Source organism: Pseudoalteromonas sp. Angola-7 (assembly GCF_028599255.1).
Taxonomy (GTDB): Bacteria; Pseudomonadota; Gammaproteobacteria; order Enterobacterales; family Alteromonadaceae; genus Pseudoalteromonas; species Pseudoalteromonas atlantica.
The window spans coordinates 431750-454518 of the sequence record NZ_JAQREL010000001.1 but is presented as its reverse complement, the minus strand read 5'-3'; the positions used below and the strand labels follow the sequence as shown (position 1 = coordinate 454518).

General features: G+C 40.5%; 22 protein-coding genes. 16 read left to right on the top strand and 6 right to left on the bottom strand.

Going from position 1 to position 22769, the window contains the following annotated elements; all coding sequences use genetic code 11:
• The first annotated feature begins 56 nt into the window (after window positions 1–56).
• A complete protein-coding gene (locus tag PSH50_RS02085; RefSeq protein ID WP_273586771.1) occupies window positions 57–3233 on the top strand; it encodes an amidohydrolase family protein in 3177 nt (1058 codons plus the stop codon).
• A gap of 141 nt (window positions 3234–3374) precedes the next feature.
• Here the strand turns inward: PSH50_RS02085 and PSH50_RS02080 are convergent, their stop codons facing one another.
• Entirely contained in the window at window positions 3375–3743 is a 369-nt protein-coding gene (locus tag PSH50_RS02080) for a hypothetical protein (RefSeq protein ID WP_004588144.1), read from the bottom strand.
• 150 nt (window positions 3744–3893) lie between these two features.
• On the opposite strand from PSH50_RS02080, the gene PSH50_RS02075 reads away from it, so the two are divergent.
• A complete protein-coding gene (locus PSH50_RS02075) occupies window positions 3894–4646 on the top strand; it encodes a Nif3-like dinuclear metal center hexameric protein (protein WP_024033355.1) in 753 nt (250 codons plus the stop codon).
• A gap of 11 nt (window positions 4647–4657) precedes the next feature.
• Here the strand turns inward: PSH50_RS02075 and PSH50_RS02070 are convergent, their stop codons facing one another.
• The 3 genes from PSH50_RS02070 to PSH50_RS02060 all read right to left on the bottom strand — a co-directional run bounded on the left by PSH50_RS02070 (window position 4658) and on the right by PSH50_RS02060 (window position 9186).
• Window positions 4658–5422 (bottom strand): YdcF family protein, encoded by a 765-nt coding sequence (locus PSH50_RS02070; RefSeq protein WP_273586772.1) that lies wholly within the window; start codon window positions 5420–5422, stop codon window positions 4658–4660.
• Window positions 5423–5473: 51 nt separating this feature from the next.
• Complete coding sequence (locus PSH50_RS02065; RefSeq protein ID WP_004588141.1) at window positions 5474–6361, bottom strand: LysR substrate-binding domain-containing protein; 888 nt, start codon at window positions 6359–6361, stop codon at window positions 5474–5476.
• Between the two features lie 455 nt (window positions 6362–6816).
• Window positions 6817–9186, bottom strand: a complete 2370-nt coding sequence (locus PSH50_RS02060; RefSeq protein ID WP_273586773.1) for a GGDEF domain-containing protein — start codon at window positions 9184–9186, stop codon at window positions 6817–6819.
• Window positions 9187–9400: 214 nt separating this feature from the next.
• On the opposite strand from PSH50_RS02060, the gene pyrC reads away from it, so the two are divergent.
• From pyrC to PSH50_RS02015, 9 genes are all read left to right on the top strand, one after another.
• Complete coding sequence (gene pyrC / locus PSH50_RS02055; protein WP_273586774.1) at window positions 9401–10450, top strand: dihydroorotase; 1050 nt, start codon at window positions 9401–9403, stop codon at window positions 10448–10450.
• A gap of 464 nt (window positions 10451–10914) precedes the next feature.
• Window positions 10915–11118, top strand: coding sequence for a cold-shock protein (locus tag PSH50_RS02050; RefSeq protein WP_004588138.1), 204 nt, complete (start codon window positions 10915–10917; stop codon window positions 11116–11118).
• An 865-nt stretch (window positions 11119–11983) separates the two neighbouring features.
• Complete coding sequence (locus PSH50_RS02045) at window positions 11984–12754, top strand: DUF3450 domain-containing protein (RefSeq protein ID WP_004588137.1); 771 nt, start codon at window positions 11984–11986, stop codon at window positions 12752–12754.
• A 7-nt stretch (window positions 12755–12761) separates the two neighbouring features.
• The gene (locus PSH50_RS02040; RefSeq protein ID WP_004588136.1) at window positions 12762–14126 is read left to right on the top strand and encodes a MotA/TolQ/ExbB proton channel family protein; all 1365 of its coding nucleotides are present in this window, start codon (window positions 12762–12764) and stop codon (window positions 14124–14126) included.
• Window positions 14126–14650, top strand: a complete 525-nt coding sequence (locus PSH50_RS02035; RefSeq protein ID WP_004588135.1) for a MotA/TolQ/ExbB proton channel family protein — start codon at window positions 14126–14128, stop codon at window positions 14648–14650. Before PSH50_RS02040 ends, PSH50_RS02035 begins: the two co-directional genes overlap by 1 nt.
• A 14-nt stretch (window positions 14651–14664) precedes the next feature.
• Window positions 14665–15069, top strand: coding sequence for a biopolymer transporter ExbD (locus tag PSH50_RS02030; RefSeq protein WP_004588134.1), 405 nt, complete (start codon window positions 14665–14667; stop codon window positions 15067–15069).
• Complete coding sequence (locus tag PSH50_RS02025; RefSeq protein WP_004588133.1) at window positions 15069–15683, top strand: energy transducer TonB; 615 nt, start codon at window positions 15069–15071, stop codon at window positions 15681–15683. The genes PSH50_RS02030 and PSH50_RS02025 overlap by 1 nt, the downstream gene beginning before the upstream one ends.
• Window positions 15684–15694: 11 nt before the next feature.
• Complete coding sequence (locus tag PSH50_RS02020; protein ID WP_004588132.1) at window positions 15695–16954, top strand: hypothetical protein; 1260 nt, start codon at window positions 15695–15697, stop codon at window positions 16952–16954.
• Window positions 16955–17017: 63 nt separating this feature from the next.
• On the top strand, window positions 17018–18061 hold the full coding sequence (locus PSH50_RS02015; protein WP_273586775.1) for a hypothetical protein: 1044 nt from the start codon (window positions 17018–17020) through the stop codon (window positions 18059–18061).
• Between the two features lie 4 nt (window positions 18062–18065).
• On the opposite strand, the gene PSH50_RS02010 is transcribed toward PSH50_RS02015, so the two are convergent.
• Both PSH50_RS02010 and PSH50_RS02005 read right to left on the bottom strand, forming a co-directional pair.
• On the bottom strand, window positions 18066–18398 hold the full coding sequence (locus tag PSH50_RS02010; protein ID WP_004588130.1) for a TraR/DksA C4-type zinc finger protein: 333 nt from the start codon (window positions 18396–18398) through the stop codon (window positions 18066–18068).
• A gap of 57 nt (window positions 18399–18455) precedes the next feature.
• Window positions 18456–19436, bottom strand: a complete 981-nt coding sequence (locus tag PSH50_RS02005) for a tRNA-dihydrouridine synthase (RefSeq protein ID WP_273586776.1) — start codon at window positions 19434–19436, stop codon at window positions 18456–18458.
• Window positions 19437–19663: 227 nt separating this feature from the next.
• Between PSH50_RS02005 and PSH50_RS02000 the strand changes: the two genes are divergently transcribed.
• The 5 genes from PSH50_RS02000 (at window position 19664) to apt (ending at window position 22766) form a co-directional block, all read left to right on the top strand.
• Entirely contained in the window at window positions 19664–20149 is a 486-nt protein-coding gene (locus PSH50_RS02000) for a hypothetical protein (protein ID WP_024033363.1), read from the top strand.
• Window positions 20150–20262: 113 nt separating this feature from the next.
• Complete coding sequence (locus PSH50_RS01995) at window positions 20263–21090, top strand: DUF692 domain-containing protein (protein WP_273586868.1); 828 nt, start codon at window positions 20263–20265, stop codon at window positions 21088–21090.
• A gap of 10 nt (window positions 21091–21100) precedes the next feature.
• A complete protein-coding gene (locus PSH50_RS01990) occupies window positions 21101–21853 on the top strand; it encodes a DUF2063 domain-containing protein (RefSeq protein ID WP_273586777.1) in 753 nt (250 codons plus the stop codon).
• A 72-nt stretch (window positions 21854–21925) separates the two neighbouring features.
• Window positions 21926–22048, top strand: a complete 123-nt coding sequence (locus PSH50_RS01985; RefSeq protein WP_004588125.1) for a hypothetical protein — start codon at window positions 21926–21928, stop codon at window positions 22046–22048.
• 172 nt (window positions 22049–22220) lie between these two features.
• Window positions 22221–22766: an adenine phosphoribosyltransferase gene (gene apt / locus PSH50_RS01980; protein WP_004588124.1), complete on the top strand. Its 546-nt coding sequence runs from the start codon at window positions 22221–22223 to the stop codon at window positions 22764–22766.
• The last annotated feature ends 3 nt before the right edge of the window (window positions 22767–22769 follow it).

Genomic DNA, 22769 nt, shown 5'->3' with positions numbered 1-22769 from the left:
TTTTTGTTGCAATCGTGTTAGAGAGCTTAACTGCAATAATAACAAGCGAGAAATGCATGAAAAAAATGCTTCACACTGCACTGGCTTTATCAGTCGCCCTTGCAATAGGTCAGCCGCACGCAAACGAAGAGCAAGAAAAGTGGCAGGTAGACTCACCAAAAGGCGAGTTTGTAGATGCCACCATTAGCACAGAGCAAGGCACATGGATGAACATTGATGTTAGTCCTGATGGCAACACGCTGGTGTTTGATTTACTTGGCGACATTTACACTATGCCTATAAGCGGAGGTGAAGCAACTAAACTCACCTCAGATATTGCTTGGCAAATGCAGCCTCGCTTTAGCCCTGATGGTAAACACATTGCGTTTACCTCAGATCAAGGCGGTGGTGATAATATTTGGGTTATGGATGTTGATGGTAGCAATCAACACGCTGTGACTAACGAAACCTTTAGACTTTTAAACAGCCCCGCATGGAGCCCTGATGGCGATTACCTTGTCGCACGCAAACACTTTACCGCTAGTCGCTCACTAGGGGCTGGAGAAGTGTGGCTCTATCACAAAGCGGGTGGTAAAGGTGTTCAGCTTACTAAACGTGAGAACGACCAAAAAGACTTAGGTGAGCCAATGTTCTCACCAGATGGGCGCTATGTTTATTTTTCTCATGACGCGACGCCAGGTAAAACTTTTCACTACTCTAAAGATTCTGTTGCCGGTATTTATAAAATTAAGCGCTACGATAGAGAAACAGGCGAAATAGAAACCATAATACAAGGCATGGGCGGTGCGATAAGACCCACACCTTCACCTGATGGTAAAAAGCTTGCCTATATAAGACGTGATGACTTTCAAACAAGCTTGTACTTATACGACCTAACCAGTGGTGAGCACACCAAGCTTTATGACAAGCTTGAACGCGATATGCAAGAAACCTGGGCTATTCATGGTGTGTATCCGACAATTGCGTGGACCCCAGATAACGAAGAACTGGTGTTTTGGGCTTCAGGTTCAATACATAAAATTGCTGTTGATGATAAAGCTGTTGCGCGTGTTCCCTTTAAAGTAAACACCAGTAAAAAAATACAAACCGCGGTACGCTTTACTCAAAATTTAGATACCGATGAGTTTGATGTAAAAATGTTGCGCAACGTGCAGGTTAGCCCCGATGGTGAAACTGCGATTTTTGAAGCATTAGGTTATATTTATAAACGCGATTTAGACTCTGGTAAAATTAAGCGCTTAACCAAACAAACTGATCATTATGAGCTGTTCCCGCAGTACTCCCGCGATGGTAAAAAGATTGTTTACACCACCTGGAGTGATACTAAGCAAGGCACTGTACGTGTTGTCTCTGCTCGTAGCGGGCGCGGCGAGGCGATAACCCGCGAGCCGGGTAAATACGTTGAGCCTACTTTTAGTCCTGACGGCAAAACAATCGTTTATCGTAAAGCCACCGGCGGAAGTATTTTAAATCCTAAGTGGTCACTCAACCCAGGTATTTATAAAGTAAGCGCAAAAGGGGGAGAGAGCGAGCTTATTTCTAAAAGTGGTTATCAACCTCAGTTTGGTAGCGCCAATGACCGTGTATTTATCATGAGCCCTTGGCCTAAGCCTACCTTAAGTGTTGTGGAGCTTGAAACTAAAAACGTTCGTAAACTTTACGAATCAGAGCATGCGACTGAATTTCGAGTCTCACCAGATGGTAAATACTTAGCGTTTGCTGAGCGTTTTAAAGTATTTGTTACCCCGCTGGTAGAAAGCGGCTCACCTATCACAATAAGCCCTAAAGATAACCAGTTTCCTATTGAGCAGTTATCTGTGCGTGCGGGTGAAAATATAAGTTGGAGTGCTCAAAGTAACACTCTCTACTGGAGCTTAGGGCCCGAGCTATACCATGCAAGCCTTGATGGTATGTTTGCTATTGATAAAGCCGATGATGCCGACTTTAAAGTAAAAAGCGGTGAGAATATTAGCTTTAGTAAAAAAATGGCTGCACCAAAGGGCATGATTGCGCTAAAGGGCGCCAACATTATTACCATGAAGGGTGAGCAAGTCATTGAAAATGGTGTCATTATCACAGACGGTAAACGCATAAAAGCAATAGGTACTGCTGATGAGGTAACGATCCCCAAAGGGGCTGAAATTATCGATGTAGCAGGTAAAACAATTATGCCAGGGATTGTTGATGCGCATGCCCATGGCTCACAAGCCAGCGATGAAATTATTCCTCAGCAAAACTGGAAAAACTATGCCGGTTTAGCGTTAGGTGTCACAACAATTCATGATCCATCAAACGATACCTCTGAAATATTTACCGCCAGTGAAATGCAAAAAGCCGGCATGATTGTCGGGCCACGTATTTTTTCTACCGGCACCATTTTATATGGAGCAAATATGCCTGGTTACACCTCGCATATTGATTCGCTAGATGATGCTAAATTTCATTTAGAGCGTCTTAAAAAGGTTGGGGCGTTTAGTGTTAAATCGTATAACCAGCCACGCCGTGAGCAGCGCCAACAAGTTATTGAAGCAGGGCGAGAGCTTGAGATGATGGTTGTGCCAGAGGGCGGCTCACTGCTACAACATAACTTAAGTATGGTTGTTGATGGGCATACGGGCATTGAACACTCGATTCCGGTTGAGCATATTTACGATGATATAAAACAATTATGGTCGCAAAGTGATGTTGGTTATACCCCAACGCTTGTTGTCGCCTATGGCGGAATTTGGGGAGAAAACTACTGGTACGATAAAACAGATGTGTGGAATCACCCGCGTTTAAGTAAGTTTGTGCCTAAAAATCAGCTATTGCCACGTGCTATGCGCCGAGTAAAAGCGCCCGATCATCACTATAACCACTTTAATAACGCCCGCGTTGCTAAAGAGCTGCAAGATTTAGGTGTACTGGTAAATTTAGGTGCTCACGGACAACGCGAGGGCTTAGGTGCACATTGGGAAATGTGGATGTTTGCTCAAGGCGGTATGAGTTCACTTGAAGCAATTAGAGCCTCTACGCTTGACCCTGCTAAATACTTGGGGCTTGATAAAAATATAGGCTCGCTAGAAGTAGGTAAGCTTGCCGATTTAATTGTTATTGATGGCGATCCGCTGAAAAATATTCGCGATTCAGATAAGGTCGATTACACCATGATCAATGGGCGTTTATTTGATGCAAGCACAATGAACGAAGTGGGTAAAAAGCAGCGAAAACCACTTTATTTTGAAAAGCTATAATTGTAATACACGTTTAAAAAGCGGCTATTAGCCGCTTTTTTTTAGCTAAAAATAAATTATTTAATAAAGCGAACTGATAGAAGGTGATAAACAGGCACAAAAAAACCGCTTAACGCGGCTTTTTTATTAATCACATGTTGTTTAAACAACACCGCGCGGTAAGCGACAGTCGTGATCTTTACTTGCAAGCTCAACAATCCAAAGCTCTTCAGCTGTGTAGCCGTCTTCGCTTTGTGTTACAACAGTAAACGGCGCTGTTTTTTGTGCTTTAACAGGCGCAGCAGCTTTAGTTTTAGTTTTTTTCGCAGGCGCTTTTTGCTCAGCTTGTGCAGGCGATTTTCCAGAGCTTAATTCTTTCGTTAGCTCTGCTACATCAGCTAGGCGTAAGTTTTTGCCACCATCGATGCTGTACCAGCCAGGTTTTGTAGTAATTTCAGGTTTTTTACCATTGGCAGCTTCATATGCAGCTTCAAAGGCAGATAAAACTTCTGTTTTGTCTAGTTTGCTCATCAGAGACCCTATACGTTGTGAACACAGATAAAGAAGCCGTATTTATACCTATTTTCCAACTGTTTTTCAATTTTTTGCGATTTTCCTTCCATTTTAGCCCCATAAACGCCAAAATTTGCACAAAATTCAGTGCTGAGTAAGGTAATAAGTATGCAACGTAGAGAATTTAACCAACTGTTAAACGACATTTTAAAGCCTCACACAATTAAAGATTTTTGTCCTAACGGGCTGCAAGTCGAAGGTAAAAATGAAATCAGAACGATTGTTACGGGGGTGACTGCAAGCCAAGCACTCATTGATGCAGCGATAGAAAAAAAAGCCGATGCTGTTTTGGTTCACCATGGTTATTTTTGGAAAGGTGAATCGCAACCTATTACGGGCATGAAAAAACGCCGTATTGGGGCTTTGTTAGCGCACGATATTAATTTATTTGCCTATCATTTACCGCTTGATATTCACCCTGTTATAGGTAACAACGCCCAGCTTGCTAATTTGCTTGATATTGAATTAGAAACAGGGCTTGAACCCGTTACTAATAGCGTTGCTATGAAAGGACGGTTAAAAACTCCGCTTACAGGTAGCGAGTTTGCAAATAAAATAGCCAAAGTTTTAAACCGCGAACCTTTAAGTAGTGTTGTACGCGATGAAAAAATTAACACCATTGCCCTGTGTACAGGAGGCGGGCAAGGTTATATCGATTTAGCTGCAGAGCAGGGGATTGATGCATACCTAACGGGTGAAGCCTCAGAGCAAACTATTCACAGCTCGCGAGAGCAAAATATAGACTTTTTTGCAGCAGGGCATCATGCAACCGAGCGTTACGGAATTAAAGCCCTTGGTGAATTACTCGCTAAAGAACATGGTTTTGATGTGAGCTTTATAGATATAGATAACCCAGTATAAATTTATATACTCTACAGCGCCTCTGGGTTTATCCAGCGGCGCATACTTATCCAAGCATTCCCAATCACTTCATGGGCATATTGCGTTACTACACGTAATGCCTCAGCATTTGGTATAAATTGTTTATACAAAGGTAAAGCCGAAAAATTGTGATAATCCGTAGCGGCAGGAATTACCTCAATGCCTTGGGCATTAAACAGGTTTATTGAGCGCGGCATATGTAGCACAGACGTAACCAGTGCAACCTTAAAATCAACGAGCTTAGGCGCGAGTAGTTTGGCTTCTGCGGCTGTATCCATCGCCTGTGGGTTTTGTTTTATGCGGTTTTTACTCACCCCTAAATTTATTGCTGTTTGGCTCATTAACGCGCTATTGGTTACTTTGCCATAGCCACCGCCAGATACGATAAGCGTTGCATTAGGGTATTTTTTTGCAAGCTTAACCCCTTCTACCAAGCGAGTAAGCGCACAATTTCCTAGCTGGTTATTAGCGCTTAAAGCGGGGTTAGGGTTTATGTCGCAACCCAGCACAACAATTTTATCAAGGGTTGGGTGTTTTAGTGCATTAAATGCCAATGATGCGGGCTCATTGTTTTTAATCAGTTGATGCACAGCAAATGGCGTACTTAACACTAAAAGCGCCAATAGACTCAAGCTTGCGATCACTAAAGCAGACTTACGTGCACGAAATGCCAAAACTAGCATTACAAACGCAAGTAAACCAAATAGCGGTAGCGGCATAATTAAGCCACCTAATAATTTTTTTAATTCAAACATAACAAGCAACATAAAACACAATAGGCCTTATGTTACTTATTCGTTTGTGATTTATCGACCGTTATTTTGCTTACAGGTATTTAAAAAATGGCGATAAACGGGGTTGTCTTTCATGTCTTTTTTCATTGCTAGGTACATAGGGCGGGTTAGCCCTAGTGCACCAAGCGGGATTGATTTTATTAAACCTTGGCTTTCGTAAGGTGTTACCAACCAATCAGGCAGCGCTGCTACACCCATTCCTGCACTCACTAGCTGAAAAATTAATAAGCCTTGATCTACATTTTTTAAGGTGCCGTCAAAGCGGGCATTTTGAATAAAGTGTTTAAATATATCTTGTCGCTCGCGCGGAATAGGATACGAAATAATGGTTTCGTTTTTTAAATCAAGCGCCGTTACATATGCCTTTTTAGCTAGGTCGTGATCAGGGGCGACGATAAGCTTTAATTTAAAATCAAATAAATGAGCGTATTCTAGCTTGTCAGGATCGCGTATATCTGAGGTTAATACTAAGTCGAGCTCATCATTGAGTAAATCTGGTATAGCGTCGTAGCTAAAGCCGCGCTCGTAGTCAATTTTAATGTCTGGCCAAAAATTATTAAATTCTTTAATAGTCGGCAGCAGCCAATGAAAACATGCATGGCATTCAACACTTAAGCGCAGTTGGGAAATAGGTTGATTAAGGCTTTCTTTTAAACGGCACTTAGTGGCTTCTACTTTAGGTAAAACTTCGTTGGCAAGTTCGAGTAATAGCATTCCTTGTGGCGTAAAGCGCACAGGTTGCGTTTTTCTTTCAAATAATTGGCAGTCTAATTTGTTTTCTAAGTCTTTAATTTGATGAGATAAAGCTGATTGCGTTAAAAATAATTCCCGGGCTGTATTAACTAACGATCCGGTGTCTTTTAATGTCGCAATAGTTTTCAGGTGTTTTATATCAATCATCTTTAATAATTCTCAAGGGAAAAGTGAGTTTGGCTCAGATTGACTACATACTACGCCTTTACAAAAAACGTTTCAACGTCTAGATGGCTAAAATAATCTATTATTTACTAAAATATGCCCTTAAAGTTAAATTAACTAATGTGGGTACTTTGGTTGCTACTGGTTTGATGAGTTTGGCATGAGTTTAGCTCAAGTTGTTTTGTTGGGTTATACAGCGGCTGTTTAAAGCAGCGTTATGGGCAGGGCAGCTTAATAAATGGCACTGGTTTTTAAGAGGGATAAGGAATTATCACAACGCGTAATAACAGGTCTGTTTTTAATGGGCTAAAGCTTAAACAGTAATAATATGTTTTTATTACTTCAAAACTGAGCGCTTAAATAAACGAATGGGTATTACGGGGCTTACTTTTTACACCTTTTTGGTTGTGAAAAAGTAAGCCTTTGGATAACAGCTACTACAGGGGTTTGTGGATAAGCTTAATGGCGTGTTGTGCTGTAACTGGTTTTGACTTTAAAAAGCCTTGCCCGTAATTACATTGAGTGGCTTGTAAAATATTTAGTTGCTCTTGCGTTTCGATTCCCTCCGCCACAACTTCAAAGTTTAGTGATTGCGCTAATGAGAGAATGGCCTCTACTAACGGGTTATTGGTTTTGTTGAGGTGATCGATAAAGCTTTTATCTATTTTTAAAATATGAATAGGTAATTGGTGTAAGTAACCAAGTGCTGAGTATCCAGTACCAAAGTCATCCAAGCATAACTTCACTTTAAGTGGGGCAAGCCCTTCTATTATTTGAGTTGCTAAATCAAGGTTAGCGATAAGCCCTGATTCAGTGATTTCTAAACACAACGACCCTAAAGGCAGTTGGTATTTATTATATAATGCGTGAACTTGGGCAACAAAGTCGAGACTGGCAAAATGACGCGATGACACATTGACCGTTACTTTTAAAAAGCGATGCCCTAATGTGTGCCAGTGCGCAATATGTTGTGCAGCGAGGTCAAGCAAGTGCAAATCAAGGTTAATAATTTGCCCGGTGGTTTCGGCTATCGGAATAAACTCATTTGGTGGCACAAACCCTTTTTTTGGATGGTGCCATCTCACTAATGCCTCAAAGCCGACAACTTCGCTTGTCGCTATAGTAAAAATAGGCTGAAAATAAAGCTCAAATTCGTTGTGTTCAATGCCGTGTTGTAAGTCGTTTTCTATATCGGCATGTGTTTTGAGCTTTTTACGCATGGTGTTATTAAAAAACTTAACTTGGCCACGCCCGCTTGATTTAGCTTCGTACATAGCTGCATCGGCTTGCTGTAATAGCAAATAGGCTTTATCGTCGCTGCTTTCACTAAAGGCGATGCCAATGCTGGTTGATGCTTGCAATAAATGACTATCCACATTAAGTGGCTTAGCAAGGGCTGTGTTTATTCGTTTTAGCGCTTCGCTAACCTGGTTTCGGTGTGTGATGTTTTCCATAAAAATAGCAAATTCGTCGCCACCAAGGCGTGCAAACGTGTCGGTGTTTCTGACGGTGCCTTTTATGAGCTCACAAATTTTAATTAAAAAGTGATCGCCAACCTCATGGCCAAGCGAATCATTGATACTTTTAAATCGATCAAAATCTAAATAAAGCAAGGCATGGCTCGTGCCTTTTTTAACACGCGATAAACGCAAAATTGCATGTTTAATACGCTCAATAAGTAACGAGCGATTAGCGAGGCCTGTTAGCTCATCATGCAATGCTTTGTGTTCAAGCTCTTGCCTTGCAAGCTGCCTATCTATGGCCATACTAATTTGCCTACTTACGTAGGTTAAAAGGGCGCTGTCGTGTTCGTTGTAATGCAGCTTTTTATCGTAACTTTGAACAACAATTACACCGCTTATTCTATCATTTGCTTTAAAAGGCACACCTAGCCAGGATTCAGAAAGACGGCCAACAAGTTTAAAGTCGCCGTTATTTATATGTTGCTGATAATCGTTTTGATTTAATAGCAGTACACGGTCTGATTTTAGTAGGTAATACGAAGCTGTGTCTTTTAATTGCTCTTTTGATATTTTTTTGTGTGCGTGCGTTTGAATGCCTTCTTCAACGATGTAAACCAAATCGAGTATGTCTACTTGCTTATCGTAAAGGGCAATAAAAAAGTTATCTGCAGGAAGTAAGCTATTTATTATGCTGTGAAGAGCTTCAAAAAAGGTATCTAGGTTACTGGCTTTATAGGTTAAATTAGCGATTTGCAGTAAGCTGTTTTCAAGCTTTTGCGCATCATTTAACTGTGTTACTGTGTGCGTTAAGCTATTGACCGTGTTTACTTGGTTTAGCTTAGCACTTAATAAATGCGCAACCGTGGTTAATATTTCTAGGTGGGCGTTTGTGAAGTAATTTTTTATTGGATGTTCACAATCAATAACCCCTAAAACATGATCCTTGTATATAAGTGGCACGCACAACTCTGATTGAGCAGGGCGTTCATCAGCAATGTAGCGAGGGTCTTGCGTTACATCGCCAATAATAATAGCTGTGCCTGTACGGGCAACATAACCGGTTATACCTTCGTTAAAGCTAATAACTTTGCGCTCTGCTTGGTATTCGTCTCTGGCGTGGGTTATGCCCATAGAAGCGACTTGATTTAGCTGTAAACGTGTTTCATCAGCCAGGTAAATAACACAATCAACAAACCCAAGGCGGTTTACTACTTGAGTGGTTACATACTCAAATAACTCTTCTAGGGTATCGAGTTGTAATAAGCTTGAGGAAAACTGATTTATTATGCTCAGCTGTTCAGTTTTAACTTCGAGCGCTTTATAGGTATCGATATGATTCGACATAGGGTAATTTTATTCTTTTTATTTGTATTAGCACCGATAAGTTAACCCAAATTTAAAGCATGTTCAAAATAAAACGCTTAAACGGGTGTAATCGTCGTTAAACTTAAACTCAATAGTATTTTGCAGCACTCATAGAGGGCAATAGTTTAGATAACACTTTACTAGGTCTTTCCATATGCCTATGATCGGATAAATTCAGCCGTGGAAAAAAGTAATGAGCATTAATACCGATTCAAAAAACACATTAACCATAATTCGTCCTGATGATTGGCATGTCCATTTACGTGATGGTGAGCAACTTAAAGATACAGTACGCGATATTAGCCGCTACATGGGCCGCGCCATCATAATGCCAAACCTTGTACCGCCAGCAACGAGCACTGATTTAGCGCTAGCTTATCGAGAGCGAATTATGGCAGTGGGGCCGCAGGGCAACTTTGAACCCTTAATGGTGCTTTACTTAACCGATAAAACCACTCCTGAAGAAATTAAAAAAGCCAAAGCAACGGGTAAAATTGTTGCTGCCAAGTTGTACCCAGCAGGGGCAACCACTAACTCAGACTCTGGGGTTACATCTGTAAAGAATATTTACCCTGTATTAGAAGCGATGCAAGACGTGGGCATGCTGTTATTAGTGCATGGTGAAGTGACTGATTCATCAATAGATATTTTTGACCGTGAAAAAGTATTTTTAGAGACGATTTTAGGCGATGTTGTCGCTGATTTTCCAAATCTGAAAATAGTGCTAGAACACATTACGACAAAAGACGCCGTTGATTTTGTAACAGCCGCGCCGCAAAATGTGGCGGCAACTATTACCGCGCATCACTTATTGTACAACCGTAATCACATGTTAGCTGGTGGCATACGTCCGCATTATTACTGTTTACCTATTTTAAAGCGCAATATTCACCAACAAGCGTTAATGGCGGCAGCTATAAGTGGAAATAAAAAGTTCTTTTTAGGGACTGACTCAGCACCACATTATAAAGATAAAAAGGAAGCGGCATGCGGTTGTGCTGGCGCCTATACAGCACATGCTGCGATTGAACTTTACGCCGAAGCCTTTGAAGGGGCGGGCGCACTGGATAAATTAGAGGGCTTTGCAAGCCATTTTGGGCCTGACTTTTACGGACTTGCCCGTAACACCGATACAATCACCCTAGAGAAAAGGCCTTGGCAAGTTCCCGCAAGTTACACACTTGGTGACTCACAAGTCGTGCCTATTAAAGCAGAAGCTACTATTGACTGGCAGGTTAAGTAAAGTGCATTAAATTAGCATTGTATTAAAGCCGTATAGCTTGCTGTACGGCTTTTTATTTGCTTGAAATTCAATCTTTACCTGAGATTTAACGCTCTTTACGAAGGGCTTTATTTGTAAAGCTAAGCTGTTATACATAATTTGTTACAATTAGGAGCAACAAAGCTGCCGTTTTTTGTTCAATTTTAGCTTTAAAAATAACCACTTACACATAATGCTTTATTTATTTTTGTTCTGAGTAAATAAATCTTAATTAATAGAGCCAAAAAAAAATTAATGTGTTAACCTTAACTTGCTTTGAGTTTTTGCGTATTGAATTTACGGATATTGTGCTGCGTTTAAGGTTACCGGTTAGGTTAAAACTTGTTCCTGTACTATACCTCCAGAATTTTGGGCACTGACTCAGGGAGGATATAGCCATAATAATATGGCTGAATTTTAATTATTGACTTACAGGAAAATTTAGTATGTCGGTTACTGGTAAAGTAAAATTTTTCAACGAAGCTAAAGGCTTTGGTTTCATTGAACAAGAAAATGGTCCTGACGTGTTTGTACATTTCAGCGCAATCACTGGTTCTGGTTTTCGCACTCTTAGCGAAGGTCAAGCAGTGACTTTCAGCATCAAACAAGGTCAAAAAGGCCCTGAAGCTGAGAACGTAGAAGTAGCATAATTTTAATTATGTGAACCTTAGTTCATCTTGGTGAAGCAGTTTTCTGTTTCACCATAATTCCTCAAAATCTTCCTCATTGTTTTTATACTCTCTAATATTGTTTGTTCACTCCCTAATACAGTCAAACGTTAAAATTTACTTCTCGCTATAGCTTCAAACACGTTTAACATATTTGCCATTTAAATAGTTAAAAACCCTATTTAATAGCAACGCCGCTTTAATACACTAACAGCTCATAATCTGTATACTTTCACTAAGCTTAAGCAATATATTTACCACATGCATGGTGTGTATTAAAAAACCGTGTAATTAACTGAGTGTTTTACTGGCTTTAATAGGGCTTAACTTGGGCTTAGCAAAGTTAAAGCCATTAACTTAAATGCAGTAATATTTATACATCATCTCAAAACAACTTTCGAATTGTTGTATTTTTATACGATGAAGCGCGGGATTTGCAAGTTAAGATGTGCTTTTAGCCTAATTTAACCAAATCTAGTTCATCAATTTGTCACATTTTTATTATTTTTGTTTTTTTTTAAGGTGCAATTCAGTTTTGTTTAGATGTTGCATTTTTGTTTCATGTAAGTGTCTAATTTTTAACTAGTGTTTAATTTTAAAGGGGCTATATAATGCTAAAACGGCTTAATGCTGGTTGCATTTATGTTAACAGTATTTTTTATAATACTTTAGTTTTAGCTTTTTCAAGGTATTTATTTACTTAGAATAGCTAACATCAAGTTGACAGGGCGTATTGCATTTAGCATTATTGGAGGGTTGATATCTATTAAAAGATATCAGGGTTGTCATCCTTAATAAGGTTGATAATTAAATTATAAAAGTAACATTACTTAATTGGTTGGGAACTATGTCTGTTAAAATCAGAAAGAGTCTTGTAGCATCTGCGTTGGTTGGCGCTTTTGCATTTGCAAGCAGCAATGTGATTGCAGATCCTTTGAATGACGTGCAAAAAGCAGGTCAGCAAATTCAAAAGGCTGCTGTTAAGTCTCAAACTAAAATTGACAACGTATACGGTCAAACTCAAGAGCTAATCGCTGAGTACCGTAGTATTGTTGATGAGACTGAACTTATGAAAGTGTACAACGATCACGTAGCACGTTTGGTCGCTGACCAAAATGCGTCAATCGAATCGTTTGACCGTCAAATCGCTACTATCGACAACACTAAACAAAACGTTGTGCCTTTGATGTATCGCATGATCGATACGCTTGAGCAATTCATCAAAGCGGACGTTCCGTTCAATCTTGATTCTCGTCTAGCTCGTGTAGAAAGACTTCGTGAAATCATGGCTTCTGCGTCTGTAACGACGTCTGAGAAATTCCGCCAAGTTCTTGAAGCATACACAGTTGAAACTGCTTACAGCTCGGCTGTAACTGCTTCTCAAGGTACTTTAGAAGTTGATGGTAAAAACATTAACGTTGATATCGGTCGTTTAGGTCGTATCACTTACGTAGCACAATCTTTTGACTTAAAACACGCTTGGGTGTGGGACAACAACACTAAAGAGTGGAAAGAATTAGGTGAAGAATACCTAAAACCAGTTAAAGAAGTGATTCGTATGGCGCGTAAGCAAGCGACACTCGAACTTGTTAAACTACCAATCTTTGGCGCGGAGTAATCGAATAATGAAGAAACTATTTAAAGGTTTTGCTGTTGCAGCAGTACTATCTGTTTCTGCAGGTACCGCGCTTAATGCACATGCAAATACTGATGCTTTAGATAAAATTCTTGAGCAAGTAAAGCAAGAACGTATCTCTGAAGGTAAAATCAATAAGCAACGTGAGCAAGAGTTCTTATCAGAACGTGCTGACAAGCAAGCATTACTTAACAAAGCAAAAAGCCAATTAGCGTCTGAAAAAGCACGCGGTGACAGCTTAGCTAAGCAATATGCACAAAACGAAAATACATTAGCTGAAAAAGAGCAAGCGCTTCAAAACGCACAAGGTACTCTTGGTGAAATGTTTGGTGTTGTACGTCGTGCAGCGCAAGACGCTATCGGTTCTATCGAAGCTTCACTAGTAAGTGCTGAAAAGCCAGGCCGTGCAGAAGTACTTCGTTCATTAGCAGCTGCTAAAGAGCTTCCAACAGTTCGTGAACTTGAAGAACTTTGGATTGCACTTCAAACAGAAATGACTGAGTCAGCAAAAGTTTCTACTTTTGAAACTGAAGTGTCAGGTCTTGACGGCAACTCTACAGTTAAGCAAGTAACACGTATTGGTAACTTTAACTTAGTTACTGACGAAGGTTACTTAATCTACTCGCCAGAGACAAAATCTATTCAGCCTTTAGGTAAACAACCTGATAGCTACATTTTAGATGGTATCTCTGCTCTTGAAGGTACTTCTTCTGACAATTATGCTGGCGTATACATTGACCCGACTCGTGGTGCAATCTTACGTATCAACACGCAGAAGAAAACGCTTATGGAATACTACGAGCAAGGTGCTGAAGTTGGTTACATCATCACAGTTTTATTAGCTGTTGGTCTACTAATCTTCTTAGTACGTTTCGTTGACTTAGCGCTTACTACTTCTAAGATCAAGTCTCAGCTTAAAAACTTGTCTACACCGAATACAAACAACCCACTGGGTCGTATTCTTAAAGTGTACCATGACAACAAGAGCCAAGACGTTGAAAACCTTGAGCTTAAACTTGATGAAGCTATCTTACGTGAAACGCCACGTGTTGAAGCTGGCATCAACATCATCAAGATTCTTGCTGCAATCGCACCGTTACTTGGTCTACTAGGTACAGTAATCGGTATGATCTTAACGTTCCAAACAATCACATTGTTCGGTACGGGCGATCCGAAGATCATGGCTGGTAACATCTCTCTAGCTCTTGTAACTACAGCGCTAGGTCTAATTGCTGCACTACCACTTATCCTACTTCATTCAATTGTTGCAGGTCGTAGTAAGTCAGTATTACATATCCTTGATGAGCAAAGCGCAGGTATCGTTGCTACTCACGCGGAGAAGGAGAAAGCCTAATGCTAGTCCTGATGGAGATATGGGAATCTATCAGGGATTTTGTTGGCACAGGCGGCCAGGTATTATACGTGGTCGCGATAGCACTCTTTCTTATGTGGGTTTTAATGATTGAGCGCTATTGGTTCCTACTTGCTGAATTTCCTCGTTTAACGAAGGATATTGTAGCGAAGTGGGATGCCCGCCAAGACACTACGTCTTGGTACGCACACAGAATCCGTGAAGCATGGATTTCTGAAGCGTCTGAAAAATTAGATCAGCGTATGTTGTTGATTAAAACATTAGTAGCTGTTTGTCCTTTAATAGGCTTACTTGGAACTGTAACGGGTATGATCGCGGTTTTCGAAACCATGGCAACCCAAGGTACTGGTAATGCACGTTTAATGGCATCAGGTATTTCAATGGCAACAATCCCAACAATGGCTGGAATGGTTGCGGCACTATCTGGAGTTTTCTTTAGCTCACGCCTTGAGGCAAGAGCGAGAATGGTGAAAGCCAAACTTGTAGATAGCATGCCTCATCACTAGAGAGAGAATTAAATATGGCACGTAAACAACGTTTTCGTGAAGAAGAAGAAGCAGCGGTAGATATGACGCCAATGCTTGACATCGTATTTATCATGCTTATTTTCTTTATCGTAACTACATCGTTCGTTAAAGAGGCTGGTATCGAGGTCAATAAACCTAAAGCGGCCCAAGCTACGAAGCAAAAAAATGCTAACATTTTTGTTGCTATTCGCAGTGATGGTGCTATCTGGATTGATAAACAGCAAGTTGATGTTGAACGTGTTTCAGCAAAAATCGAAAGTTTATTAGCAGAACAACCTACTGATGTTGTGATTTTGCAAGCTGATAAAGAAGCAAAGCACGGCGTAGTGGTTAAAGTTATGGACCAGATCAAAGCGACAGGTGACAACCTGAGAATTTCAATAGCTGGAGATCAGTAATGATTCGTTTTCTGTTTTCACTGATTGCAGGTGGGGCAGTTACTTTCGGCTTGTTCTACTTCATGGCTTACCTCATCTCTGGTGGGGCTGACCGTAATACTGAACAAAAAGAGCAGATCATAGTCGAAATAATGACGAATCCGCCTGAATCTAAGGTGCAGGAGAGGAAGCGTGTTCCGCCTCCGCCTCCGCCACCGCCAAAGCAGCCGCCTAAACCGCAGCCGCCACAGCCGGAGAATAACAATCCTAACCCTGGTGCTATGTCATTTAACATGGGTAGCATTGATGTAGGAAGTTCGGCTGGTGGACTAAGTGGTCCAGGTGCATTTGGACGAGATGGTGATGCGACACCTATCGTTCGTATTGAACCAAAATATCCAACGCAAGCAGCGCGTGATGGTAAAGAAGGTTGGGTACAACTTTCGTTCACAATTGATGAGTTAGGTGGCGTGACTGACGTTCAAGTTATTGACGCAGAACCAAAACGTATCTTTGACCGTGAAGCTAAACGTGCATTACGCAAGTGGAAATACCGTCCTAAAATTATTGACGGTAAACCACAGAAACAAGTTGGTTTACAAGTTCAACTAGACTTTAAACTTAACCAAGGCTAAGGAGGCGAGTAATGAGAAATTTATCTAAAGTAACTGCTCTTGCAATTCTTATGTCTGTGTCAGGTGCAGCTATAACTGCACCTGTATTAGCAGCGCCGGATTACGCTAAAATTGAAGAGCGTAAAAAAGCCAAGACTAAAATCATGGGCGAGCGTACTGGTAAAAAGGTAATTAAAGCGTTTGACTTGTACAATGAAGACAAAATTGATGAAGCAATTGCCTTATTAAAAGAGATTGACGCATCTAACGACTTCGATAAAGCGACTGTAAATCGTTACTTAGGTAGCATGTACGCGCAAAAAGAGAAGTACGATGAAGCGATTAAATACTCTAGACAAGCTGTTGCCCCTGATATTTTAAACTTCGCAGATCACGAGCAAACTTTAAAGCTATTAGGTGATTTATACGCAGGTACTGAAAAGTTCCAAGAAGCCAAAAAAGCTTATACAGCTTGGATGGACTTCACCGGCGAAGAAGACCCTAAAGTGTATACTCGTATCGCGCAAGCTAACTATCAGTTAGGTCAGTTTCGTGATGTTTTTAAACCTGCCGACAAGGCAATCTCTTTACAAAAGGAGCCTAACAAGGCCCCTTACCAATTAAAATTAGGTTCTTACTTTGAACTTAAAGACTACGCCAACATGGTGAAAATTGGTGAAGAGATTGTACGAGTTTGGCCAGATGACAAAAAAGCCTGGGTTAGTTTAGGTAAATACTACCTACAAACCGAAGACTACTCTAAAGGTCTAGCGACCATGGAAGTAGCATTCAAAAATGGCTATTTTGAAGCGGAAGTCGATTACAAAGTACTTTCTAACTTTTACTCTTTAAACGAAATTCCATTTAAAGCGGCTAAAACCCTTGAAAATGCGATTAAAGAAGACAAAGTTAAGCGTACTAAGCAAAATGTTAACGCAATTGCTAGTAACTACCACCGTTCTAAAGACATCGAAAAAGCTGCTAAGTACTACGAAGAAGCTGCTAAATTTGACGACGATGCAGAGCTTTACCGCAAAGCAGGATCGTTACTTTTACAATCTGAGAACTTTAGTGCTGCTGTTGTTCGTTTGAACAAAGCGTTAGAGCTTGGCTCTGACAAAAAAGGCACCATTTATTCAGACTTAGCTGAAGCGTACTACTACCAAGCTAAATACAAGCAAGCTTATGCTGCTATTACTAAAGCAATGGACGACCCACGCACACGTAAGTTTGCTAAAGGTTGGTCTACATTTATTAAAGATAAAGCCGCTCGCAACGGTGTTAAAATTTAACTTTAATTTGTTTTAGCAATTATATAAAAAGCCCCTTTGGGGCTTTTTTTATTGGAATTTATAATGAATAAAACGCATCTTTTGTCTGTCCTATTTAGTCTGTTTTTGGTTGCTTGTTCAAAACAACCACCGCCTTTTGAATCTTATGATGCTGCGCAGCAGAGTATTAAAAGTTTAAATACGGCACTAAAGCCTGTGGGCACTGAAAGTGTATCCACTGAACAAGTACTGCCTTTTTCCTCAGCGTATTTATCGCTTCGTCATCAGATGTATCAGCGCCTACAAACAATGACTCTTTCAAACGCGCAAACACAGCAGCTAAATTACTTAATTATTGCTGAGCGTTTTCCTGAGCGCTTTTTCAGCTGGCCTGCACAGGTCAATGTGTTAGAGAACTTATTATCAGCGCAAATTCAAAGTACTAAGGCTAACGAGGTAATTGAGTGGCTTAAGTTCACTCAAGATCAATTAGACAGTGCGCTGCAAAGCAATTTGAGATTAAACAAGGTTGAATTAAACCTCCTGCAGGGTTACTTACAAACGTCACAATTAAAACAATCTAGCGTAAGCGATTTAAAAGCCCAGATTGCAGAGTTTAATGATTACTTGGCCCATTACAAACCAAGGGGGAGCATTGGCTTACGTGGACTTGCTAATGGCAGTGAATGGTATCAAAGTAAACTAAATTACTTCAGTGGGGCAGTTAAGTCGCCTTTGCAATGGGTTGATACTATTAATCAGCATCTTCAAATTGACTCGCATACTGCGCCTAATTTGAGCTATAACGAGCATCATAGTACTTCGTTTATTAGCCAATATTTAAGCAAGGCGCCAAAAGTAAAAGGGATTGATTGGCAAACTGATTACATGCTATTGCCAGCTATGGCTAAAAACAGCCAGCTGAGCCCAGAAGATAAAAGGCTAATGCTTGCGCTAATGGAAACCGATGTGGGCATACACTACCATGCATGGACTTTATCTCAGGCAAAAGTGAACTTAGTAAAACGATTAGCTATTTCACAGCGCGATGCGCAGTATTTAGTTGAAGATAGTGTGCTTTACCCAGGCCACGCTTTTAGTTTTGCCGAGCAACTATTAACACTTTAAACGCTTATGTGCGCTTAGCGCACATTTCACAACGCTGTGTTGCAGGGTCTTTTTTAAGTAACCGCTCAGAAATTGCTTCTTCACAATCGCAGCAATAGCCGTATTGACCAATATCAATTTGGCTTATTGCCGCTTCTAATTCTGTCAGCCTATTAACTAAAGTTTGATATTCAGGACCTAAGTGGTAGGTGGCCGTGTCAAGCCATTCGTTATGCTGGCTAGTTAATATAACGTCACGTAGCTTAAGATGGGCAGGGTGTGCAGATTGGCTCAGCATCGCTAATATTACTGATTTAACGTGTGCTATTTCACTGTGCAGTTGTTGCTGATAAAGCATATTGGTATAACCTTCATTTAGCGTTTCGTTATACCGGTATTATCTGAGCTGCGCTGCTTATACGCTATGATTTGAATCAAGTTGCGGAGACTTAGCGTATTTTTTTAAAACCTGTGCTACATCACCTTTTACTTTAAGACGTCTTATTTCATCAAATAGTGCATTGGCTTGTGGGTATTGGCGTTTTAGATAACCCAGCCATTGCTTAGTACGAGAGGCAAAATATTTTTCATCTTGTGTGGGGTCTTGATGAATAGCGGAGTGAATCAAATGATAAATTATATGTTCCCACTCTAGGCCTGTATATTGTTCATTATTAACATGAGCTTTAATTTTTTTCGCTAAATCAGGGTGAGAAAGCGCACCGCGCCCTAGCATTAAATCGCTACACTGGCTTCGGGTCTGGCAAAGTAGGGCATCTTCCACTTGCCAAATTTCACCATTGGCAACCACGGCTATGTTTTTACCTTTTATTAGCGGGGGGATTTTTTCCCAGTATGCAGGTGGGTTATAACCATCACGCTTAGTACGGGCGTGTATTGCAATACTATCTGCACCGGCGCTGACAACGGCATCTACAATTTCTTGGCTATTGCTATCATCATCAAAGCCCAAGCGTATTTTAGCGCTTACTTGATGTTTACTATCTACCGCATCCCTTACCGCTTTGATTATGTTATACATATGATCAGGGTCTTTTAGCAGTACAGCGCCCCCGCGGCTTTTATTTACCGTTTTTGCAGGGCAGCCAAAATTAAGATCTATACCGTGGGAGCCTAATTCGATAGCTCTAACCGCATTTTCTGCTAATACGTCGGCCACTTGCCCTAATAACTGTACGCGCACAGGAGTACCGGCTTTGGTTAAACCGTTATTATTGAGCTCAGGGCAATAGCGATGAAACACTTTAGCTGGTAAACATTTATCAATTACTCTAACAAATTCTGTTACGCATAGGTCAAAGCCACCAATATTGGTAAGAAGTTGGCGCATTTTAAAATCAACAACACCTTCCATAGGCGCTAAAACAAGTTTCATAGAGTATTTTTATTGAAAAAACGGGTGCGTAGTGTACCTGCAAAGTATGGTTTGATAAAAGTTAAATTACTGCCCATATTTGTATGTATAAATTTAAAAGTAAAAAAAATGAAAATAAATGAAAGTTTTTATTTGATAGCGGGTCTATTTAATTATACAAGCAACGCATAATTGACAATAATTAGTTTGCGTTATCTTAATACACACTTATATAAGAGAGTCATACAATGAATACAGTAAAGAAAAACTCAATCGCGTTAACCTTAGGTGCAGTAGTTGTTGGCTCTGCAAGTTTTGCCTCTGCAGATGCACAAGCAAACCCATTTGAATTTCAACAGTTAGTAACCGGATACCAGCTTGATGCGGCAGAAGGTAAGTGCGGTGAAGGCAAATGTGGCGGCGACGCAAAAGGTAAAAAAGAAGGTAAGTGCGGCGAAGGCAAATGTGGTGGCGACGCAAAAGGTAAAAAAGAAGGTAAGTGCGGCGAAGGCAAATGTGGCGGCGACGCAAAAGGTAAAAAAGAAGGCAAGTGCGGCGAAGGCAAATGTGGCGGCGACGCAAAAGGAAAAAAAGAAGGTAAGTGCGGCGAAGGCAAATGTGGCGGCGACGCAAAAGGTAAAAAAGAAGGTAAGTGCGGTGAAGGCAAATGTGGCGGCGACGCAAAAGGTAAAAAAGAAGGTAAGTGCGGCGAAGGCAAATGTGGCGGCCAATAACAGGCTGATTTAAGTACCTGATTTACTCAGATATACGTTATGCTAAAAGGGCCAAAAGGCCCTTTTTGTTTTAGGAGATAATGATGAGAGCAACACAAAACTCAGCATTTGGGATGGTGGGCTTAGGTCTTCGTCGAGAGATGCTTGATGAATTACTAGCGCATACACCAAAGCAAATTGATTTTATGGAAGTAGCGCCTGAAAACTGGCTTAAGCTGGGAGGGCGCTTTAAAAAACAATTTAAAACCTTAACTGACGCCAATAATTTTGTTTGCCATGGTTTATCGCTTTCTATCGGCTCGCCTGAACCTCTTGATATTGAATTTGTTAAATCGCTAAAAACGTTTTTTGATCAGCACAACATTAAACTATTCAGTGAGCACCTAAGTTACTGCTCTGGAAAAGGGCATATGTACGATTTAATGCCAATCCCTTTTACTGAAGATGCCATTGCACACGTTGTACCTCGCATCAAACAAGTGCAAGATATTTTAGAGCGCCAAATAGCCATCGAAAATGTCTCCTATTATGCGGCGCCTGGTCAGCAGTTATCTGAGCTTGAATTTACAAACACGATTTTAGAGCAAGCCGATTGTAAGCTACTGCTTGATGTAAATAATATTTATGTTAATTCAATTAACCATGGTTACAACGCCGAAGCGTTTTTATTAGGGCTACCTTCAAAACGCATTGCATATGGACATGTAGCTGGGCACTTCAATGAAGCCGATGATTTAATTGTTGATACCCACGGCGCTGATGTTATTGACCCCGTATGGGATTTGCTTGATAAAGCGTACCAAGCGCATGGGGTGTTTCCTACCTTATTGGAGCGTGATTTTAATATTCCAAGTATAAATACACTTACAAAAGAGCTTGATATTATTCACGATTTACAAAATAAGCAGTTATGCGCATCGCCTACTCAGCAATTAGCATAAAGGAAGAAATATGAGCTTTATTGACAGCCAAAATGAGTTTATGGCGCACATACGTGAGCCTGAACATAACCCAAAGCCTAACGATATTGAAGATAGACGCATGGCGATTTACCGTGACTTATTTTTTAATAATATTGCAGGGTTCATCTCATCTGGTTTTCCGGTGCTTAAAACTTTATATACACAGCAGCAATGGCAAAAATTAATAAGGGCTTTTTTTAGTGAGCATGACTGTAAGTCGCCTTACTTTTTAGACATAGCGGGGGAATTTATTAATTACTTATCGAGCAGCTATACCCTGCAAGAGTACGATTATGCATTTATGCTGGAGCTGGCACATTATGAGTGGATAGAGCTTGATGTTTCCGTGGCTAATGAAGATACCAACGAGCAACGCTTAAAAAGCACTGAACTAACCAGTTCTGCACTTTACTTATCGAGTGTAGCGCGTAATTTAAGCTACCAATATGCGGTGCAAAATATCAGCACCGAATATAAACCCAGCACGCCATCTGAGCAGCCTAATTACTTTGTTGTATACAGAGATGATAGCGACGACGTACAGTTTTTAGCCACAAATGCAATGACCGCCTTGCTACTTTCAATAATAGAATCCAATGCGGGCATTGACTTTGAGAGTGTATGCCAGCAGGTTTTAGTCCACGCGCCCAATTTTAGTGAACAACAAATTGCACATGGTGCGTTAAGTACGCTTAATGCAATGTGCGAGCGCGGTATTATCGTGACAAAAAATCAACATTAAGGTCTTTATAGATGTTTTTACTTCGTCTATCATGGCAGCCTTATTTGTCGTGCTTAAAAAAAGGTTATACCAATGTCAGATGATAAAGACTTTAAAGATCCGTTTAACGCTACTTACTTTATTGCTTTTTTAGCAGTTTTTGTAGGTATTGGCTGTTTAAATGCGATTTTAGGCTGGATCACAAGCCTAACTTAAAGCTCCTTGCTCTATTAAGGCTGTTGTTTATATCAGCCTTAAGCTTCTTTTCTTCCTCCACCCTTATAATTTTCTAACCACCTTGGTATTAATAACAGCAAACTCGCATTTTAACGTCAGTTAAGGTTATAATCAGCTGCTTTGAAATATAAACTATTGAGCAATTAAACTTATGACTCAAGTAACACCCGCTATTATTAAAAACAGTATCGCAACCATTGCCGACTATCCAAAACCAGGCATTATGTTTCGTGATGTAACAACACTAATGGCAAATCCAGAAGCCTTTAAAGCAACAATCGATGCTTTTATAAACGAATATAAAAACCAAGGCTTTACAAAAATTATTGGTACAGAATCTCGCGGCTTTATTTTTGGTGCACCGCTATCTTACGCGTTAGGGATCCCTTTTATTCCTGTTCGTAAGCCAGGCAAGCTACCACGCGAAGTGATTCGCCAAGATTACCTACTTGAATACGGTGAAGACACATTAGAGCTTCATGTTGATGCTATTGTCCCAGGCGACAAAGTATTATTAGTTGACGATTTATTAGCTACCGGTGGCACAATTGAAGCCACAGCAAAGCTAGTTGCAAAATTAGGCGGCACAGCCACTGATGCAGCGTTTGTTGTTTCATTACCAGAGCTTGGTGGTGAGCAGCGTATAGAAAAAATGGGTATTAAAATCTTAAAACTGGTTGAGTTTGAAGGCGAGTAATTG

Bases quoted from the DNA above. Each gene is read 5' to 3' on its own strand.
- PSH50_RS02085 (WP_273586771.1), top strand. From the start codon at position 57: ATGAAAAAAATGCTTCACACTGCACTGGCTTTATCAGTCGCCCTTGCA.
- PSH50_RS02080 (WP_004588144.1), bottom strand. From the start codon at position 3,743: ATGAGCAAACTAGACAAAACAGAAGTTTTATCTGCCTTTGAAGCTGCA.
- PSH50_RS02075 (WP_024033355.1), top strand. From the start codon at position 3,894: ATGCAACGTAGAGAATTTAACCAACTGTTAAACGACATTTTAAAGCCT.
- PSH50_RS02070 (WP_273586772.1), bottom strand. From the start codon at position 5,422: ATGTTTGAATTAAAAAAATTATTAGGTGGCTTAATTATGCCGCTACCG.
- PSH50_RS02065 (WP_004588141.1), bottom strand. From the start codon at position 6,361: ATGATTGATATAAAACACCTGAAAACTATTGCGACATTAAAAGACACC.
- PSH50_RS02060 (WP_273586773.1), bottom strand. From the start codon at position 9,186: ATGTCGAATCATATCGATACCTATAAAGCGCTCGAAGTTAAAACTGAA.
- pyrC (WP_273586774.1), top strand. From the start codon at position 9,401: ATGAGCATTAATACCGATTCAAAAAACACATTAACCATAATTCGTCCT.
- PSH50_RS02050 (WP_004588138.1), top strand. From the start codon at position 10,915: ATGTCGGTTACTGGTAAAGTAAAATTTTTCAACGAAGCTAAAGGCTTT.
- PSH50_RS02045 (WP_004588137.1), top strand. From the start codon at position 11,984: ATGTCTGTTAAAATCAGAAAGAGTCTTGTAGCATCTGCGTTGGTTGGC.
- PSH50_RS02040 (WP_004588136.1), top strand. From the start codon at position 12,762: ATGAAGAAACTATTTAAAGGTTTTGCTGTTGCAGCAGTACTATCTGTT.
- PSH50_RS02035 (WP_004588135.1), top strand. From the start codon at position 14,126: ATGCTAGTCCTGATGGAGATATGGGAATCTATCAGGGATTTTGTTGGC.
- PSH50_RS02030 (WP_004588134.1), top strand. From the start codon at position 14,665: ATGGCACGTAAACAACGTTTTCGTGAAGAAGAAGAAGCAGCGGTAGAT.
- PSH50_RS02025 (WP_004588133.1), top strand. From the start codon at position 15,069: ATGATTCGTTTTCTGTTTTCACTGATTGCAGGTGGGGCAGTTACTTTC.
- PSH50_RS02020 (WP_004588132.1), top strand. From the start codon at position 15,695: ATGAGAAATTTATCTAAAGTAACTGCTCTTGCAATTCTTATGTCTGTG.
- PSH50_RS02015 (WP_273586775.1), top strand. From the start codon at position 17,018: ATGAATAAAACGCATCTTTTGTCTGTCCTATTTAGTCTGTTTTTGGTT.
- PSH50_RS02010 (WP_004588130.1), bottom strand. From the start codon at position 18,398: ATGCTTTATCAGCAACAACTGCACAGTGAAATAGCACACGTTAAATCA.
- PSH50_RS02005 (WP_273586776.1), bottom strand. From the start codon at position 19,436: ATGAAACTTGTTTTAGCGCCTATGGAAGGTGTTGTTGATTTTAAAATG.
- PSH50_RS02000 (WP_024033363.1), top strand. From the start codon at position 19,664: ATGAATACAGTAAAGAAAAACTCAATCGCGTTAACCTTAGGTGCAGTA.
- PSH50_RS01995 (WP_273586868.1), top strand. From the start codon at position 20,263: ATGGTGGGCTTAGGTCTTCGTCGAGAGATGCTTGATGAATTACTAGCG.
- PSH50_RS01990 (WP_273586777.1), top strand. From the start codon at position 21,101: ATGAGCTTTATTGACAGCCAAAATGAGTTTATGGCGCACATACGTGAG.
- PSH50_RS01985 (WP_004588125.1), top strand. From the start codon at position 21,926: ATGTCAGATGATAAAGACTTTAAAGATCCGTTTAACGCTACTTACTTT.
- apt (WP_004588124.1), top strand. From the start codon at position 22,221: ATGACTCAAGTAACACCCGCTATTATTAAAAACAGTATCGCAACCATT.